The following is a 17366-nucleotide window of genomic DNA, read 5'->3' on the forward strand; positions in this document are numbered from 1 at the left end:
AGCAGCCCGGCCGGGACTGGCATGCCCCCGCCCCGTAGCGTGGTCCCATGACCATGAGCGGTGGGCGGGGCGGCAGCGGCAGCGGCAGCGGCAGGGAACGGCTGGTCGTCATCGGCGGCGACGCCGCGGGCATGTCCGCGGCGTCGCAGGCGCGCCGGCTGAAGGGGCCCGGCGAACTGGAGATCGTGGCCTTCGAACGCGGCCACTTCACCTCCTTCTCGGCGTGCGGCATCCCGTACTGGGTGGGCGGTGACGTCCCCGAACGGGACGCCCTGATCGCCCGCACACCCGGGGAACACCGCGCGCGGGGCATCGATCTGCGGCTGCGCAGGGAGGTCACGGAGATCGACGTGGCCGGACAGCGGGTACGCGCGCGTGACGTCGATTCCGGCGCCGAGTCCTGGACGCCGTACGACAAACTCGTCATCGCGACCGGCGCGCGCCCGGTCCGCCCCGACCTGCCCGGCGCGGACGCCCCCGGCGTGCACGGCGTGCAGACCCTGGACGACGGCCAGGCCCTGCTGGACACGCTGGCACGCACGCGTGGCCGCCGAGCGGTGGTCGTGGGGGCGGGCTACATCGGAGTGGAGATGGCAGAGGCACTGCTCCACCGCGGCTTCGAGGTGACCGTCGTGAACCGCGGCAGGGAACCCATGTCGACGCTCGACCCGGACATGGGCCGGCTGGTGCACCGGGCCATGGAGGGCCTCGGCATCACCATGGTGAACGACGCCGAGGTCACCAAGATCCTCACCGGGGAGGACGGCCGGGCCCGCGCGGTCGCCACCGAGGACGCCGAGTATCCCGCGGACGTGGTGGTCCTCGGCATCGGTGTCCGCCCGGAAACCGCGCTCGCCAGGGCCGCGGGCCTCCCGCTCGGCGCCCACGACGGCCTGCTCACCGACCTCGCGATGCGGGTGCGCGGCCACGAGAACATCTGGGCGGGCGGCGACTGCGTGGAGGTGCTGAACCTGGTCTCCGGCCAGGAGCAGTACATCCCCCTCGGCACCCATGCCAACAAGCACGGCCAGGTCATCGGCAGCAACATCGGCGGCGGTTACGCCACCTTCCCGGGCGTGGTCGGCACGGCGGTCAGCAAGGTCTGCGACCTGGAGATCGCGCGCACGGGCCTGCGCGAGAAGGACGCCCAGCGGGTGGGCCTGCGGTACGAGACCGTCACCATCGAGTCCACCAGCCGCGCCGGCTACTACCCCGGTGCCTCCCCGATGACGGTCAAGATGCTCGCCGAACGCCGCACGGGCCGGCTGCTGGGCGTCCAGATCGTCGGCAGGGAGGGCGCGGCGAAACGGGTCGACATCGCCGCGGTGGCGCTGACCGCGCAGATGACGGCGGACCAGATGACGGCCCTGGACCTGGGCTACGCCCCGCCTTTCTCACCGGTATGGGACCCGGTACTGGTGGCAGCGAGAAAGGCGGCGGCGAAGATCCGCGTCTCCTAGGGGCCTAGGCCGTCCCGCTGATCCGCGGCAGAGCGGAAACAGCGGCCGGCTGCTCCCCGGACGGCTTCGCATGAGTCGCCGTCGGCCGGGCGGACCGCAGCCGGTAGCTCACGGCCTCGTCCAGCGTCACGGGCCGCTGCATCTGCGAAGCGAGCCGTCCCGCTTCCTGACCGAGCCGCGCGACGTCCTCCCACGGGAGCCGTACGACCAGGGAGAGCTCCGCCTCGCCGTCGGGCAGAGCATGCATGGGAGTAACTCGTTCGCTCATCGCCTGTCCTCACATCGGTTGACGGAAGATACGCACGCCCGCCCGACGGCGTTCACCGATTCGCCCGCCCCGTCCCGGGCACTACTTCTGTGTGGTCATCCCCGTCCATGACGTGAACCCGGTGCGCCGCACCCCCTGGGTGACGTACGCGCTGATCGCCGCGAACGTCCTCGTGTTCGTCACCACGCCCGGCATGGCCGGTTCCGTGGCCGGCGGCAGCGACCTGGCACAGCTGTGCCATCTGCACGCCTTCATGGACCACTACGCGGCGGTCCCCAGAGAGCTCATCCACCATCGGATACCCCGGCTGGTCCCGACGGGAGACGTCGGCGTGGGCCCGCACGGCCCGGGCTGCGTCGTGGCACCGCCGTCCTACGACAAGTCGCCGCCGCTGTCGGTCTTCACGGCGATGTTCCTGCACGGCAGCTGGCTGCACCTGCTCGGGAACATGCTCTTCCTGCTGATCTTCGGCAACAACGTCGAGGACCGGATGGGCCACATCCGCTTCTTCCTCTTCTACGTCGTCTGCGGTTACGCCGCCGGCTACGGCTTCGCGCTGCTCAACGCCACGTCGGGGGACCCGCTGATCGGTGCGTCGGGCGCGATCGCCGGGGTCCTCGGCGCCTACATCGTGCTGTGGCCGGGGGCGAGGGTCTGGGTCCTCGTGCCGTTCCTGGTCTTCCTGCCGCTCAGGCTGCCCGCCTGGCTGGTGCTGGGCTTCTGGTTCGTGCTGCAGGCGGTGTACTCGTCCGGGCACGGTGTGTCCGGAGCCGGCACGGTGGCGTACGCGGCGCACGTGGTCGGCTTCGTGGCGGGCATGCTGCTCGCCTGGCCGCTCAAGCCCGGCACGCCACCACCGCCGGAGCCGCGCGGCCTGCTGTTCGGCAGGCGGGCCCGGCCCCGGTACACGTGGTGACTCAGCGTGCCGTCTGTGTGTGGACGTACTCCACGAGGCGGGTCAGCGCGTCCGGGTCGGTGTTCGGCATGACGCCGTGACCGAGGTTGAAGACGTGCCCCTCCAGGCCGGCGGCCGCGTCCAGCACCTCGCGGGCCCTGGTCTCGACGGTGTCCTTGTCGGTGAACAGCACCGTCGGGTCGAGGTTGCCCTGCAGCGCCTTGCCGGGCCCGACGCGGCGCACCGCTTCGTCCAGCGGGACGCGATAGTCGACGCCGACGACGTCCGCGCCGGCCTCGCCCATGAGCTTCAGCAGCTCACCGGTGCCCACACCGAAGTGGATGCGCGGAACGCCGTAGCCGGCGACGGCGTCGAAGACCTTCGCGGAGGCCGGCATGACCGAGCGCCGGTAGTCGGCCGGGGCGAGGGCGCCGACCCAGGAGTCGAACAGCTGGACGGCGCTCGCGCCGGCCTCGATCTGCACCTTCAGGAAGGCTGCCGTGATGTCCGCGAGGCGGTCGAGCAGGTCGGCCCACAGCTCGGGGTCGCCGTACATCATCGCCTTGGCGTTCTCGTACGTGCGCGAGGGACCGCCCTCGACGAGGTAGCTCGCGAGGGTGAAAGGCGCGCCCGCGAAACCGATCAGCGGGGTGGCGCCCAGCTCCTTGGTGAGCAGGCCGATCGCCTCGGTGACGTAGGAGACGTCCTCGGGCGTGAGGTCGCGCAGCCGGGCCAGGTCGGCGCGGGTGCGGATGGGCTCCTCGACGACCGGGCCGATGCCGGGCTTGATGTCCAGGCCGATACCGATGGCCTTGAGCGGGACGACGATGTCGCTGTAGTAGATCGCCGCGTCCACGCCGTGCCGGCGCACCGGCTGCAGCGTGATCTCGGTGACCAGCTCGGGCCGCGTGCAGGACTCGAGCATGGGGATGCCCTCGCGCACCTTGCGGTACTCGGGCAGGGAGCGGCCGGCCTGACGCATGAACCACACCGGCGTGTGCGGCACGGGTTCGCGCCTGCACGCCTTGAGGAAGGCGCTGTCGTACGTCGCTGTCGGCTGCATGCTGTCGTTGGCGGTCACGGGGCAAGTCTCGCACGAGGGCAGCGGGCGACGGCGCGGGGTGTCTTGCCCTGCACAAGGCCTCGCTTCCCCTTACTCTTCCCCGCATGGCTGCGGCTCACGGACGAATGTCGGACAGCGCTGACGGAATGGACGACGTGAAGGACACCGAGGAGGCGGACCGGCGCGCGAGCACCTCGGGTCCGCCGGCTTTCCGGGCCGCGGTCGACGCCCTGCGCAGCAGCCGGCTGCGGCCGCAGGTCGAGGTGGAGCCCACGCCCGCCCCGCAGCGGCTCGCCCCGTACGCGTACGCGCTGGAGGCCGTGGTGATCGACGGCGAGCAGGAGCTGGCCGACGGACGGCTGGTGCTGCTGCACGACCCGGCAGGCCATGACGCCTGGCGCGGAACGTTCCGGCTGGTGACGCTGGTGCGCGCGGAGCTGGAGCCGGAGATGGCGGCCGATCCGCTGCTGCCCGAGGTGTGCTGGTCGTGGCTGACGGGTGCGCTGCAGGCGCGGGGGCTCGGCTACGGCGAGCCGAGCGGGACGATCACGCGCGCGAGCAGCCACTACTTCGGCGGTCTCGCCGACCGTCCGTCGGCCTCGCAGATCGAGATCAGGGCGTCCTGGACGCCCCGCGAGGGGCTCGGCGGGGTGCCGGACACGGCCTCCCATCTGGTCTCCTGGTGCGATCTGCTGGCCCAGGTCGCGGGCCTGCCGCCGGCCGGTCCGGGCGACGCCTCGGTGGTGACGCTGCCGCAGCGCAGGGGCCCGCAGCCACGGTGATCAGGTGAGCCGGCCGGCGGGTGCCGGCGGCGTCATCCGCATGGGCGCCTTATTGACCATCCCTTTGTCGATACGGCCACTTTCCGACCCGGAATCGCATCCGCTCGGGCCGACTCGATCTTCGGATGATCGATCGTGCGTCCGAATTGCGCAGATTGTTACTCACTAGATCGTGATCATTCTCTAAAGGCGGACGAGTTTGCTGCCGAAGACGACTGTGACCTTGAAAGCACGGTTCGTCCCGGCTTCCTCCCCCAAGCCGGCCCCGTCCCCCACCCAGGAGGCCTGGTGTCCGTTCTCCTCGAGCAGCCCGCAAGCCTGGTCGCCTACCGCCCGAACAAACCGACCGCCATGGTGGTCGTGGCCGACCCGCGCGTCCGTTCCACCGTCACCCGTCATCTGTGGGCTCTCGGCGTGCGCGATGTCATCGAGGCCTCGTCCATCGCGGAGGCCCGCCCCCGCATCGGCAACCCGCGCGACATCTGCGTCGCCGATGTCCACCTGCCCGACGGCTCCGGCCTGACCCTGCTGTCCGAGACCCGCGCCGCGGGCTGGCCCAACGGGCTGGCCCTGTCCGCCGCCGACGACATCGGCGCCGTGCGCAACGCCCTGGCCGGTGGGGTCAAGGGGTACGTCGTCACCGGCACCCGTACCAACCTCGGCCTGCCCGCCCGGCCCGGCGCCGCTCCCCTCGGCGCCGCCCGGATGCACCGCCGCCCCCCGGGTGCCCCGAGTCACCCGGGCGGCTACCGCGAGCTGTCCGGACGCGAGGTCGAGGTGCTGCGGCTGGTCGCGGAGGGCCAGTCCAACAAGGCGATCGGCGTCTCGATGGGCCTGTCCGCACTGACCGTCAAGAGCCACCTCGCCCGCATCGCCCGCAAGCTGGGCACGGGCGACCGGGCCGGTATGGTGGCCGTGGCCCTGCGCACCGGGATCATCCACTGAGCCGTTCGGAGCGCGGCCGGTTCACTCATGTGAACCGCACCGTTCACCGGCCTGACTGGTTTACGACCATTCCGCGCCCGTCGACGGAACGTTCCGGCGACGGGCGACGTCCCCGCACGGATACCCTTGACAGGTGACCGACGCCCAAGAGACCGCAGCAGACAGCTCCCTGCGCACCACCGGAGGCACCCCTCCGGACGACGCCGGATCTTCTGTGACAGGGGCGCCGACACCGCTGCTCGAACCCCGCGAGGGCATTCCGCCCGTCGTCACCGACGCGGCCGCGCTCGCCGAGGTGGTCGCCGCCTTCGCCGCGGGCTCCGGCCCGGTCGCCGTCGACGCCGAGCGCGCCTCCGGCTACCGCTACGGCCAGCGGGCCTATCTGGTGCAGCTGCGCCGCGAGGGCGCCGGGAGCGCGCTGATCGACCCCGTGGCCTGTCCCGACCTGTCCGGGCTCGGCGAGGCGCTGTCCGGCGTCGAGTGGGTGCTGCACGCGGCCACCCAGGACCTGCCCTGCCTGCGCGAGATAGGCATGGTCCCGACCCGGCTCTTCGACACCGAGCTGGCCGGCCGGCTGGCCGGGTTCCCCCGGGTCGGCCTCGGCGCGATGGTCGAGAGCGTCCTCGGTTTCGTCCTGGAGAAGGGCCACTCCGCCGTCGACTGGTCGACCCGGCCGCTGCCCGAGCCGTGGCTGAGGTACGCCGCGCTCGACGTGGAACTCCTCGTCGACCTGCGCGACGCCCTGGAGAAGGAGCTGGACCGGCAGGGCAAGCTGGAGTGGGCCCTGCAGGAGTTCGACGCGATCGCGGCTGCTCCCCCGGCCGAGCCGAGGAAGGACCCGTGGCGGCGCACGTCCGGGATGCACAAGGTACGTCGGAGGCGGCAGCTCGGTGTCGTGCGGGAGTTGTGGGAGACGCGGGACCGTATCGCTCAGCGCCGGGATGTGTCCCCCGGCAAGGTGCTGAGTGACGCGGCCATCGTGGAGGCCGCGCTCGCTCTGCCCGCCCATGTGCACGCCCTGGCCGCGCTGAACGGGTTCGGGCACCGCATGGGGCGGCGGCAGCTGGAGCAGTGGCAGGCGGCGGTGGACCGGGCCAAGGCCCTGCCCGACAATGCGCTGCCGCAGCCCGGGCAGGCGGTGACGGGGCCTCCGCCGCCGCGCGCCTGGGCGGACAAGGATCCCGTCGCCGCGACGCGGTTGTCGGCGGCCCGGGCGGGGGTGACCGCTCTTGCCGAGCAGCTCACCATGCCCCAGGAGAATCTGGTGTCTCCGGACACGGTGCGGCGCATCTGCTGGGAGCCGCCGAAGGTGGTGGACGCCGGCTCCGTGGGGGCCGCCCTGGCGGGGTACGGCGCGCGGGCGTGGCAGGTGGAGCTGGTGACGCCGGTGTTGGTTTCGGCGCTGTCGGTCAAGGGAGCCTGAGGACCTCACCTCGTCGCGGGAGGATCACCAGGACCGTTCCCGCGGAGATGATCTCCCAGTGGGCCCCGCAGGGGCCGCGGAAGCGGAACCGGGACGTCGAGATCACGCCAAGATCCCGGGACGGCATCCAACGACGACTCACCGTTGTGCAGAGCCCACCAGTGTGACGTTCACCGCTCCAGCCGAGGGGACTGGGCAGTCACGTTACTCGTAAGTAGCATGGGTTCTGAGCGCGCGCTCAGCGCAGCGCGGCAGTGCCATCCCGCATCTGGAGGAGAGCCATCGTGCCTCGTACCGTCAGGGACGTCGTCTTCGTCGACGGCGTCCGCACCCCGTTCGGCAAGGCGGGCCCGAAGGGCATCTACCACGAGACCCGCGCCGACGACCTCGTCGTGAAGGCGATCCGGGAGCTGCTGCGCCGCAACCCCGGTCTGGACCCGAAGAAGATCGACGAGGTCGCCATCGCCGCGACCACGCAGATCGGTGACCAGGGGCTCACGCTCGGCCGCACCGCCGGGATCCTCGCCGGTCTGCCGCAGTCCGTGCCCGGCTACTCGATCGACCGCATGTGCGCCGGCGCCCTGACCGCCGTGACGACGACCGCCGGTTCGATCGCCTTCGGTGCCTACGACGCCGTCATCGCCGGTGGCGTGGAGCACATGGGCCGCCACCCGATGGGCGAGGGCGTGGACCCGAATCCGCGGTTCGTCTCCGAGAAGCTGGTCGACGAGTCCGCCCTGTTCATGGGCATGACCGCGGAGAACCTGCACGACCGGTACCCGCAGATCACCAAGCTGCGCGCCGACGAGTACGCGGTGCGCTCGCAGGAGAAGGCCGCCAAGGCGTACGCCAACGGCAAGATCCAGCAGGACCTGGTGCCGATCTCGGTGCGCCGCACCAGCCCCGAGGCCGGCGAGACCGGCTGGGGCCTGGTCACCGCCGACGAGCCGATGCGCCCGGGCACCACCCTGGAGAACCTGTCCGGCCTGAAGACGCCGTTCCGTGTGCACGGCCGGGTCACCGCCGGTAACGCGGCCGGTCTCAACGACGGTGCCACCGCGTCGATCATCGCGAGCGAGGACTTCGCCCGCGAGAACAACCTGCCGGTGAAGATGCGGCTCGTGTCGTACGCCTTCGCGGGTGTCGAGCCGGAGGTCATGGGCTACGGCCCGATCCCGGCAACGGAGAAGGCCCTCGCCAAGGCGGGTCTGTCCATCTCCGACATCGGTCTGTTCGAGATCAACGAGGCCTTCGCCGTGCAGGTGCTGGCCTTCCTCGACCACTACGGCATCGCGGACGACGACGAGCGCGTCAACCAGTACGGCGGCGCCATCGCCTTCGGTCACCCGCTGGCCTCCTCCGGCGTCCGGCTGATGACGCAGCTGGCCCGCCAGTTCGAGGAGCAGCCGAACGTCCGCTACGGCCTGACCACCATGTGCGTCGGCTTCGGCATGGGCGCGACGGTCATCTGGGAGAACCCGCACTTCGAGGGGGACAAGTGAGCACCACCGCCGAGCTTCTGAAGCAGGCTTCCGACCTGTTCCCCGACGAGGTCGTCACCAGTGCGCACGTGCGCCACTTCGACCTGCCGTCCGGCGCCGGCCGCTTCGCGCTGATCACGCTGGACAACGGCCTGGACCACACCAAGCCGACCACCTTCGGCCCGGCGTCGCTGGCGAACCTGAACACCGCCATCGACCAGGTCGAGAAGGAGGCGGCCGACGGCGAGATCGTCGGTGTCGGCATCACCGGCAAGCCGTTCATCTTCGCGGTCGGCGCCGACCTCAAGGGCGTCGAGCTGCTGAAGGAGCACGAGCACGCGCTCGCCATCGGCAAGGGCGGCCACGAGGTCTTCAAGCGCCTGTCCAAGCTGGCCGTGCCCACCTTCGCCTACTACAACGGCGCGGCGATGGGCGGCGGCGTCGAGGTCGGTCTGCACTGCAGCTACCGGACCGTCTCCAAGGCGATCCCGGCGTTCTCGCTGCCCGAGGTCTTCCTCGGCCTGGTGCCCGGCTGGGGCGGCTGCGCGCTGCTGCCGAACCTGATCGGCGCCGACAAGGCCGTCTCGGTCATCATCGAGAACTCCCTGAACCAGAACAAGCAGCTCAAGGGCGAGCAGGTCTTCGAGCTCGGCATCGCCGACGCGATCTTCGAGGGTGCCGACTTCCTGGAGCAGTCGCTGATCTGGACCGCCCAGGTGCTCAAGGGCGACATCGAGGTCGAGCGCCCGGTGATCGACCGTGGCGAGGCCTGGGACCAGGCCGTCGCCAAGGGCCGCTTCATCGCGGACTCCAAGGTGCACGGCGCGGCTCCGGCCGCCTACCGCGCCCTCGACATCATCGCCGCCGCCAAGAACGGTGACCTCCAGCAGGGTTACGACGCCGAGGACCAGGCCCTCGCCGACCTGATCATGGGTGGCGAACTGCGCTCCGGTATCTACGCGTTCAACCTCGTCCAGAAGCGCGGCAAGCGTCCCGCCGGCGCCCCGGACAAGAACCTGGCCCGCCCGGTCACCAAGGTCGGCGTGGTCGGCGCCGGTCTGATGGCCTCGCAGCTCGCCCTGCTCTTCCTGCGCCGCCTGGAGGTGCCGGTCGTACTGACCGACATCGACCAGGAGCGCGTCGACAAGGGCGTGGGCTACGTCCACGCCGAGATCGACAAGCTGCTCGGCAAGGGCCGTATCAACCAGGACAAGGCCAACCGCCTCAAGGCGCTGGTCACCGGTGTCCTGGACAAGGCCGAGGGCTTCTCCGACGCGGACTTCGTCATCGAGGCCGTGTTCGAGGAGATCGGTGTCAAGCAGCAGGTGTTCGCGGAGGTCGAGGCAGTCGCCCCGGCGCACGCGATCCTCGCGACCAACACCTCCTCGCTCTCCGTGTCGGAGATGGCGTCGAAGCTGAAGCACCCCGAGCGGGTCGTCGGCTTCCACTTCTTCAACCCGGTCGCGGTCCTGCCGCTGCTGGAGATCGTCCGCGGCGAGAAGACCGACGACGCCTCGCTGGCCACCGCGTTCGCCGTCGCCAAGAAGCTGAAGAAGACCGCGGTCCTGACCAAGGACGCCCCGGCGTTCGTCGTGAACCGCATCCTGACCCGCTTCATGGGCGAGATCCAGAACGTCATCGACGAGGGCACCCCGGTCGAGGTCGCCGAGAAGGCCGTCGAGCCGCTCGGTCTGCCGATGTCCCCGCTGGTGCTGCTGGAGCTGGTCGGCCCCGCGATCGGCCTGCACGTCTCGGAGACCCTCAACCGGGCCTTCCCGGACCGCTTCACGGTCTCCCCGAACCTCGCGGCCGTCGTCAAGGCGGGCAAGCGCGGCTTCTACGTCTACGACAGCGGCAAGCCGGAGCTGGACCCGGAGGTCGCCGCGCTGCTGAAGCAGGGCGATGTCGTCCTGACCGAGGAGCAGGTGCGGGCGCGGGTGCTCGACGCGGTGGCGCAGGAGATCGGGCTCATGCTCGACGAGGGCGTCGTCGCCGAGGCCCAGGACATCGACCTGTGCCTGATCACGGGCGCCGGCTGGCCCTTCCACCTGGGCGGCATCACGCCGTACCTGGACCGCGAGGGCGTCTCGGAGCGGGTGAACGGCAAGAAGTTCCTGGCCCCGGGCGTCGCGAGCGTGCCGGCGTAACGCTGGACCGGTGAACGCCGGGTGCCCGTACTCCTGTCGGGGTGCGGGCACCCGGCGTTTGCGCGTGCCGGGTCGGAGCGCGAACCAGGGGACACGGCAGGCGTGCGGCCGGGCGGCTCAGACCTGCCGCCACGCCTCCAGCGCAAGCCCCGGCTCGTCCTTGCGGCGGGTCAGCAGGAGTTGGCCCGTGGACGGGGACAACGTCGCCGCCGTCACCCGGCCGTCGGCATCCGTGCTGAGGGACACCGTCGCGTCCACGGGCAGGCGCGGGCCCGACTCGGTCCACCAGGCGCCCGCCGACTCCAGTTCGGTCGGATAGGCGGCGAAGGCGACGCGCCCGCTCTCCGAGCGCTGGGCGAGCAGGGTGCAGTCGTGGCCGTCGAGTTCGCAGCGGACCGCCGCGACCGGGCCGGGGCCCGCCGCGGGCAGGAGGACCGCCGGCTTGCCGCCGGGGCGCCAGGCGCACAGGTCCCCCGAGATGTCCGTGAAGAAGACCGTCGTGCTCTCGGGTGAGGTCACGAGGGCGCGCAGTGTGCCGGGGCGGACCGGGGCCTTCAGCGGCTCCTGCATGACCGGCCGGGCGCCCGGCTCCTCCTGGCGCCAGTGCAGGATGCCGTCGGGAACGGCCGCGTACACCTCGACCCTGCCGGACTCCCCGGTCACCGCCGCCAGGCCGTCCTGGACCTTGCTGCCCCGCAGGTCCCTCCAGGGCTCCCAGCCGCCCTTCTCCACCTGGACGATGTGGTGCACCCCCGCGCCGTTGTTGCGGACGAACACATGGGCGCGGCCCTGCGCGTCGACGGTGACGGCCGGTGTGCCCGTACGGTCGCCCTTCTTCTTCGGATGACCGATCGGGTTCCAGTCCAGGGGCGCGAGCAACGGGCGGAAGTGCGTGGAGTGCACCAGGCCCGACTCGCCCTCGGCCGTGGGCCGCCAGGCCACCAGATGGGCATAGCCGTCCGTGCCCCGGCCGACACCGGCCGAGGGATGCAGCCGCTGATCGCCGCCCACCCTCCGCGGTTCGGTCCAGGGGCCGCCGGGCTCGCGCTCCGCCCGCACCAGGACGGCGTCGCCCGACAGCTGGTAGACACTGAGCCGGCCGTCACGGCCGCGCAGGAGCCAGTCGCCGTTCACCGGATCACTCCAAGCCGTGGGCCGGCAGCGGCCCTCGCCCGCCTGCTCACAGCCGCTTCGCGCTGCGGAACAGCTTGGCGTAGAAGCCGTTGCCGTCGAGGCGCGAGACACCGCCCTGGTCGCCGATGGTGGGTCCGTTCTGCTCCTTGCGGCTGGAGATGAAGACCTTGTGGCCCTCGGTGTCCGGGCCGAGGTAGATCGCGGAGTGGTCCATGTGGTTGGCGGTGCGGTGGTCCATCTTGAAGAACAGCAGGTCGCCGGGCTGCAGGACGTCGATGTTCTTCGGCTGCACATACCAGGGGCTCGGCCCCTGGAGCTTGATGATGTCGACGCCCTCCTTGCCGCGGGCCATGCCGTCGGCGGTGCGCGGCAGCCCGTCGCCGTGGGTGTTGTCGGACATCAGCGGGTAGCGGGCCCGGTAGCCGTAGACCAGCCGCAGATAGCCGGAGCAGTCCACGGCGCGCAGCCGGTCCTTCTGCGGGTACATCGTCACCCCGTCCCGGAAGGTGTACGGGATGCCCAGGTAGTCGTAGAAGTCGGTCTGTTCGTAGCGGTCGACGCCGTCGGCCCTGAGGGGGCCGTAGGTGGCATGGCCCGCGTACTGGACTCCCTGGTCGTCCTTCTTGACCGGCGCGCCCTGGATGTACGAGAAGGCGAAGGCGAAGACGTCGTCCTCCTCGCTGCCGTAGTACTGCTTGAACCAGTCCTTGAACCACTGCTGCTTCTCGGCACCCTTGGCCCAGGTGTCCGGCATCAGCCGGACCCAGTCGTCGGTGACCACCTTGGTGGTGGTGTTGGCCGGTTCGGTGAAGGTCCGCGTCGGGCCCTTGAGGGTGGCCGTACGGGCGCCGTCCGTGAAGGTGGCGATGACGGCGCCCTTGCCGTCGCGCAGCACCGAGCGCGCCGGGTTGTTCAGCCGTTCCCAGGTCTGCTTGCCGGTCGCCTTGCCCGAGCTCTGCAGGTTCTCGGTGATCGTCTGGGCGGCCGGGAGCTTCGCCTGCTCGTCCTTGCGCAGCTCGTAGGTGAAGTACGCGCTGCCCGCGAGCAGCGCCAGGACCGTCGCCGCGTGGAGGACGGGCCGGCCTTTGCGCTTCGGCATGGTGGAGGCTCCAGGGGTACGTGAGGTACGGAAGGGTTCAGGCGGTCGGCATGGCGCCCAGGAGGATGCCGGCGGTCAGGACCACATAGGTGGCCAGCGAGACCGACGCGACGGACAGCAGCGTCGCGCCCTTGGGCTGACGGACCAGCTGATAGCCGATCAGGCCGGGGACGATGAAGCCGAGCGTCTGGTTCGCGTACAGCAGCGGGAACTCCATCTGCAGCACGATGATCACGGTGGCCTGGATCAGCACGCCGCTGAGCACGACGGCCGCGAACAGCCGCTTGCCGTACAGGATCACGAACTTCTGCATGAGCAGCGTGGCGAGGTACGTCAGCACGGTCACGCCGATGACCAGGGCGGCGCGCTGGAGGTCCTCGATGAGGGTGAGCGCGAGCCAGCCCGGGGTGATCATGCCGCCCGGCGACAGATTGGTCGTCAGGTAGCACATGAGCGAGAACATCAGGCCCAGGCCGATGCCGATCGCGGCGATCTCGGGGGTGAGGACGGAGGGGATCAACGCTGTTCTCCTGGGCTGTGCCACTGCTGGCTGTCGTCGGCGGAAGACTGGGGCGGGACGCGGGGTTCGAACAGCCCGCGGGGCGCGGCCTGTTCGGGCGTCCGGCCGCTGTCCGCGGGTTCCTGCGGGACGGCGGGGGCGGGCCGGTCGCCGTCGTGCGACTGCGGCTGCGGCTGCGTCCATGTGTCGTGGGCGTACGTCCGGTCGTACGGCGCCTGACTCGTCCGCTCCCCCTGCGGGTACGGGTCTGCAGCCGCCCGCTGGGCGGGGAGCGGCTGGATGTACGGCTGCTGGGCGTAGCGGGACTCGTACGCCTCCGGGTAGCCCTGGAAGGGGTCGAGGCGGGGCGCGTACAGCTGCATGGTCTCGACGTGCTCGACCACGGCGGGGGCCGCCTCGGACCGGCCGGCCGGGGCCGTGGCGGCCACCGGTTCGTCGGCGCTGTCGTCCGGCGGCAGTTCGGCGAGGTGCTCCAGCAGGATCTCGCCCTGACCGTGGATGTTGCCGATCGCAACCATCGACGAGTCCGGGCCGAGCATGTCCAGCATCTTGCCCATGAACTCCCCGGGGTCGCGCTTGTCGCCACCGAGGTCGACGGCGCGCGAGCGGAACTCGGCGGGGATGGCGTCGATGGCGGACTTGGCCGGGTGGCCGATGACGAAGACCCGCTCGGGATCGAGGTCGGGGATGATCTCGCCCATCTGCCCGTTGCGTTCGACGCGGTCGGGACGGCAGTTGACGACCACGTTGAGCGGGCGGTGGATGGCGCCGAGGTCGAGCAGCTGGTTGATGTTCATCAGCGTCGACTCGGGGTCGTTGGCCGCGAAGACGTTGGCGAAGCGCAGCTTCTTGCCCTCGTGCGTCCGGTAGCGCTCGACGGAGAGGACACCCGGGTCCGGCGGGGCGTCGTACATGCCCTGCAGGGCCGTCTCGCGGTCCACACCGAGGAGTTCGGCGACCGTGAGGGCGATGGCCACGTTCTCCTTGAAGGTGAACCAGCTGAAGCCGCGCAGCTCCTCGTCGGTGACGGTCTCCGGGTCGGCGTAGATCAGCTTGCAGTTACGGGCGTCCGCCTCCTCCTGGAGGATGTGGAAACGATCCTTCTCGGCGGTGACGCAGATGCCGTCCTCGGGCATCGAGCGGCACAGCGAGCGGGCCACGTCGTCCAGGGTGGGGCCCATCTCGGCGAGGTGGTCCTCACGGACGTTGCACAGCACGCCGATGGTGGAGCGGATCAGCTTGGACTGGTTGATCTCCTGCAGGGCCGGCATGACGGCCATGCACTCGATGACCAGCGCGTCCGGCTTGTATGCGGCGGCCCGGCGCACGATGCCGATCTGCTCGACCACGTTGGCGATGCCGAACTTGCGGTAGACCGGCTCCTCGGTGGCGTCCGGGTGGATGAAGCGGGCCGCGGTGCCGGTGGTCTTGGCGACGGTCACCAGGTCGCCGCCGCGCAGCGCGCCCGCGCACAGCCGGGTGATGGAGGACTTGCCGCGGATGCCGTTGACCAGCACCCGGGTGGGGATGTTCTCCAGGTTGGCGAAGTGCCGCCGCTGCTCCACGACGCCCGCGGCGAGCAGAATCGCACAGCAGACCAGCAGCACGGTGTAGAGGAAGAGCACGGGTGATCAGTTCCTTGTGTACTGCTGGGGCGTGGGCTGCCGGGGCGGGTCCTGGTGCGTGCTCCGCTGCCCGGGCGGGTCCTGGCGTGGCGTGGACTGCTGCCCGGCGGACGGCGGGGGCAGGGTGCGGCCGGGCTGCTGCCGGCGCTGGTCCTGCAGTTGCTGCCGGATGAGTTCCAGGGAGCGGGTGACGGCGCCGACCTCGTCGTGGTGCTGCGGGAAGAGCACGGTCTTGCGGTCGCCTCCGGCCAGCGCTTCGGCCCGGTCGGCCAGGCTGCGCAGCGGCCGGGCCACCACGATATGCAGCCAGCCCAGACAGGCGGCGGCCGCGGCGGCACCGAGCAGACCGGCGAGGACGGTGCGGTTCTGGGCGTCGTACTGCGGGATGGCGAGCCGGTCGACGGGCTGCCAGCTGACCACGCTCCAGTGCAGCGACTCGGCCGTGCCGCTGCCGGAGAACGGCGCGGCGGCGGCGATCCGCACCCCGTGCTCGCGGTAGAGCACGCCGCTCGGCTGCGGCTTCTTGCCCAGCCGCTGGGCGCTGGCCGCGACGAGGTCCTTCAGGTGGTCGTCGGGCAGCGACTGGAAGGCGAGGAAGCCGGTGTTTCCGGCGATGATCTTGTGCTGGTCGTCCACCAGCCGGACCACGCCGAGGCCCGGCCGGGTCAGCAGCGCGTTGAAGAACTCCACGCGGAACTCGCCGACCAGCTGGGCGCCGTTGCGGCCGGGTATCTCGGCGGTGGCGACGACCACGGGCTCCTTGCCGCCGTGGCCCAGCAGCCGGACCGGCTTGCCGGAGACCCGGTCGGACTGCTCCACCTTGGGCGTCTTTCCCTCGCGGGCCTGGATCGCGCCGTGGGAGTCGACGACGTAGAGGGAGCGGTAGCGCCTGTTCTCGTTGTAGGTGTCCTCCAGCACCGTCTCCATGGCCTCGGGCGAGGTCTTGTCGCCGATCAGCGAGGCGACCGACTGCAGGTCGACGTCGCCCTCGTTGACCGCGCGGCGCACCCGGTCGCTGAGCGTGTCGGTGCGTTCGCGCTGGTCGTTGACGAGCTGCCGGGGGACGTCGGCCGTGTTGTCCGCGCGGTTGAACAGCAGCATCAGCGGTGCCGACCAGGCCAGCAGGAGCACCGCGCAGACCGCGAGGAAGGCCCGCGTGTCCACCCGGCGCAGCCCCCGTGGGCTCTCGGCCGGGCCGGTGGCCTCGGCGCTCTCGCCGAGCAGCTGGCGGCGCAGCCGTTCCAGAGCACCTCCGATGCGGTGCGCCTCGCCGTGGCCCGGGACGGTGACCGGCCGGGTCAGATCGCCGCGGGTGAGCCGGCGGGACTCCAGGAACAGCCGGATGAGCGGGCGCTGCACGGTGCCCAGCAGCACCGCCACGGCCAGGGCGCCGACGACGAGCAGCGCGCCGGCCGCCAGCACTCCGAACACCGGGGAGCCGGCCGGGGCGGACTCCTCGGTCACCTTGACCATGGAGACCACGGACAGGCCGAGCCCGGAGGCGGTGGTTCTCTCGCCGGGCTCGGCCGCGGCGAGGGTGGCGTATCCGGCGACGGACCGGTCGCCGAGCAGCTTGCCGCCGAGCAGGCTGCCGCTGACGCCCTGGTAGCCGCCGCTGCCGGGCTCCCTGCTGCTGCGCGGGTCCTGCTGCGCCCGCCGGGCCACCGCCTGGGCGAAGTCCTTCAGCTGCTTGCGGGAGGCCGTGAGGTCCTTGCGGTCGGTGCTGTTGCGGGCCGACGCGGGGTCGGCGATGCCGTCGCTGCTGAGGATCGCGCCGCCGGCGTCGACGACGGCGATGGAGCGGAACTGGCCGAGGCTGATGCCGGGGAACTTCAGGTTCCTGGAGGCCACCAGCAGCAGCTGCGGCCTGCCCGGCCAGGTCAGCAGGCCGAAGGAGAGCAGGCGCACCTCGCCGTTCTTCAGCCGGACCATGCGCGGGGCCAGTCCGTCGTCGCCGCTGAGGCCGGAGAGGTCCACGTCGGTCAGCGGCACCGTCTCGCCGCGGGCCGCGACCAGCTTGCCGGTGCGGATCTCGACGACGGCGGTGCCCATCCACTTCTGGTAGGTGCTGCCGAGTTTGTCGAGGACGGCGTCGCCGGAGACCGGCTGCCCGGCGCTGAACAGCGCGGCGGAGCGGGTGACGTCGGTGACGGACTCGTCGATGGAGGCGCGCAGCGCGATGGCGCCGTCCTCGGCGAAGTGCTGCTGGGACGTCAGTACCGCCTTCGGCACCCCGGCGTCGTCGACACGGCCCAGCACGAGTGCCGTGATGGCGGCGAGCGTCAACAGGAGTGCCGAAAGGACCGCGATCGGCGGGCGGATGCCTCCGATCAGCGACATGTCGGCTCGGCGGCGGGCTCGGTGCTGCCGCGCCGTGGGCGGTGACGCCACAGAACGTCCTCTCAGGAAATGCGGTCCGGGCGCGTGGATGGTAAGACCGCGCCCAGAAAGCTCAGACATGTAAGCGGGGGGTTAAGTTGCAGTAAGTCGGACGTGATCTAGGCAACATCACTCAACCACCAAA

At 71.1% G+C, this 17366-nt stretch carries 14 protein-coding genes and 1 pseudogene; 7 read left to right on the top strand and 8 right to left on the bottom strand.

Features of this window, described 5'->3' with window-relative positions; translation table 11 throughout:
- Positions 1-47 precede the first annotated feature (47 nt).
- Positions 48-1460, top strand: a complete 1413-nt coding sequence (locus ABZ624_RS35205; RefSeq protein WP_360098391.1) for an FAD-dependent oxidoreductase — start codon at positions 48-50, stop codon at positions 1458-1460.
- Between the two features lie 4 nt (positions 1461-1464).
- Here the strand turns inward: ABZ624_RS35205 and ABZ624_RS35210 are convergent, their stop codons facing one another.
- Positions 1465-1728, bottom strand: a complete 264-nt coding sequence (locus tag ABZ624_RS35210; protein WP_351251173.1) for a hypothetical protein — start codon at positions 1726-1728, stop codon at positions 1465-1467.
- Positions 1729-1819: 91 nt separating this feature from the next.
- On the opposite strand from ABZ624_RS35210, the gene ABZ624_RS35215 reads away from it, so the two are divergent.
- Positions 1820-2644, top strand: a complete 825-nt coding sequence (locus ABZ624_RS35215; RefSeq protein WP_360098393.1) for a rhomboid family intramembrane serine protease — start codon at positions 1820-1822, stop codon at positions 2642-2644.
- A gap of 1 nt (position 2645) precedes the next feature.
- Here ABZ624_RS35215 and hemE read toward each other — a convergent pair whose 3' ends face one another.
- Positions 2646-3704: a uroporphyrinogen decarboxylase gene (hemE, locus tag ABZ624_RS35220; protein WP_360098395.1), complete on the bottom strand. Its 1059-nt coding sequence runs from the start codon at positions 3702-3704 to the stop codon at positions 2646-2648.
- An 86-nt stretch (positions 3705-3790) separates the two neighbouring features.
- On the opposite strand from hemE, the gene ABZ624_RS35225 reads away from it, so the two are divergent.
- The 3 genes from ABZ624_RS35225 to ABZ624_RS35235 all read left to right on the top strand — a co-directional run bounded on the left by ABZ624_RS35225 (position 3791) and on the right by ABZ624_RS35235 (position 6836).
- On the top strand, positions 3791-4468 hold the full coding sequence (locus ABZ624_RS35225) for a DUF3000 domain-containing protein (RefSeq protein ID WP_360098397.1): 678 nt from the start codon (positions 3791-3793) through the stop codon (positions 4466-4468).
- Positions 4469-4756: 288 nt separating this feature from the next.
- Positions 4757-5413, top strand: coding sequence for a response regulator transcription factor (locus tag ABZ624_RS35230; protein WP_351211103.1), 657 nt, complete (start codon positions 4757-4759; stop codon positions 5411-5413).
- Positions 5414-5546: 133 nt separating this feature from the next.
- Positions 5547-6836, top strand: a complete 1290-nt coding sequence (locus ABZ624_RS35235) for a ribonuclease D (protein ID WP_360098399.1) — start codon at positions 5547-5549, stop codon at positions 6834-6836.
- A 16-nt stretch (positions 6837-6852) separates the two neighbouring features.
- Here ABZ624_RS35235 and ABZ624_RS35240 read toward each other — a convergent pair.
- Positions 6853-6966: pseudogene (locus ABZ624_RS35240) on the bottom strand (carbohydrate ABC transporter permease); the annotation flags it as partial.
- Between the two features lie 154 nt (positions 6967-7120).
- Here ABZ624_RS35240 and ABZ624_RS35245 point away from each other — a divergent pair.
- Positions 7121-8338, top strand: a complete 1218-nt coding sequence (locus tag ABZ624_RS35245) for an acetyl-CoA C-acyltransferase (RefSeq protein ID WP_360098401.1) — start codon at positions 7121-7123, stop codon at positions 8336-8338.
- Entirely contained in the window at positions 8335-10464 is a 2130-nt protein-coding gene (locus tag ABZ624_RS35250; protein ID WP_360098403.1) for a 3-hydroxyacyl-CoA dehydrogenase NAD-binding domain-containing protein, read from the top strand. Before ABZ624_RS35245 ends, ABZ624_RS35250 begins: the two co-directional genes overlap by 4 nt.
- 117 nt (positions 10465-10581) lie before the next feature.
- Here ABZ624_RS35250 and ABZ624_RS35255 read toward each other — a convergent pair whose 3' ends face one another.
- Genes ABZ624_RS35255 through ABZ624_RS35275 form a run of 5 tightly spaced genes read right to left on the bottom strand, consistent with a single transcriptional unit; the run spans position 10582 to position 17182 of the window.
- On the bottom strand, positions 10582-11598 hold the full coding sequence (locus ABZ624_RS35255) for a hypothetical protein (RefSeq protein ID WP_360098405.1): 1017 nt from the start codon (positions 11596-11598) through the stop codon (positions 10582-10584).
- 46 nt (positions 11599-11644) lie between these two features.
- Positions 11645-12697, bottom strand: a complete 1053-nt coding sequence (locus ABZ624_RS35260; RefSeq protein ID WP_360098407.1) for an NlpC/P60 family protein — start codon at positions 12695-12697, stop codon at positions 11645-11647.
- Positions 12698-12734: 37 nt separating this feature from the next.
- On the bottom strand, positions 12735-13217 hold the full coding sequence (locus ABZ624_RS35265) for a poly-gamma-glutamate biosynthesis protein PgsC/CapC (RefSeq protein ID WP_351251157.1): 483 nt from the start codon (positions 13215-13217) through the stop codon (positions 12735-12737).
- The gene (gene pgsB / locus ABZ624_RS35270) at positions 13214-14842 is read right to left on the bottom strand and encodes a poly-gamma-glutamate synthase PgsB (RefSeq protein ID WP_360098409.1); all 1629 of its coding nucleotides are present in this window, start codon (positions 14840-14842) and stop codon (positions 13214-13216) included. Before pgsB ends, ABZ624_RS35265 begins: the two co-directional genes overlap by 4 nt.
- Positions 14843-14848: 6 nt before the next feature.
- Positions 14849-17182 carry a HAMP domain-containing protein gene (locus tag ABZ624_RS35275; protein WP_360098411.1) on the bottom strand — a complete coding sequence of 778 codons (2334 nt, stop codon included), beginning with the start codon at positions 17180-17182 and terminating at the stop codon, positions 14849-14851.
- Positions 17183-17366: the final 184 nt, after the last annotated feature.

Source organism: Streptomyces sp. NPDC007205, assembly GCF_040634095.1.
In the GTDB taxonomy this organism is placed as follows: Bacteria; Actinomycetota; Actinomycetes; order Streptomycetales; family Streptomycetaceae; genus Streptomyces.

What these genes read in the sequence shown, in the direction of transcription:
- ABZ624_RS35260 (WP_360098407.1), bottom strand. Translation starts at nt 12,697, where the DNA reads ATGCCGAAGCGCAAAGGCCGGCCCGTCCTCCACGCGGCGACGGTCCTG.
- ABZ624_RS35225 (WP_360098397.1), top strand. Translation starts at nt 3,791, where the DNA reads ATGGCTGCGGCTCACGGACGAATGTCGGACAGCGCTGACGGAATGGAC.
- ABZ624_RS35275 (WP_360098411.1), bottom strand. Translation starts at nt 17,182, where the DNA reads ATGTCGCTGATCGGAGGCATCCGCCCGCCGATCGCGGTCCTTTCGGCA.
- ABZ624_RS35210 (WP_351251173.1), bottom strand. Translation starts at nt 1,728, where the DNA reads ATGAGCGAACGAGTTACTCCCATGCATGCTCTGCCCGACGGCGAGGCG.
- ABZ624_RS35205 (WP_360098391.1), top strand. Translation starts at nt 48, where the DNA reads ATGACCATGAGCGGTGGGCGGGGCGGCAGCGGCAGCGGCAGCGGCAGG.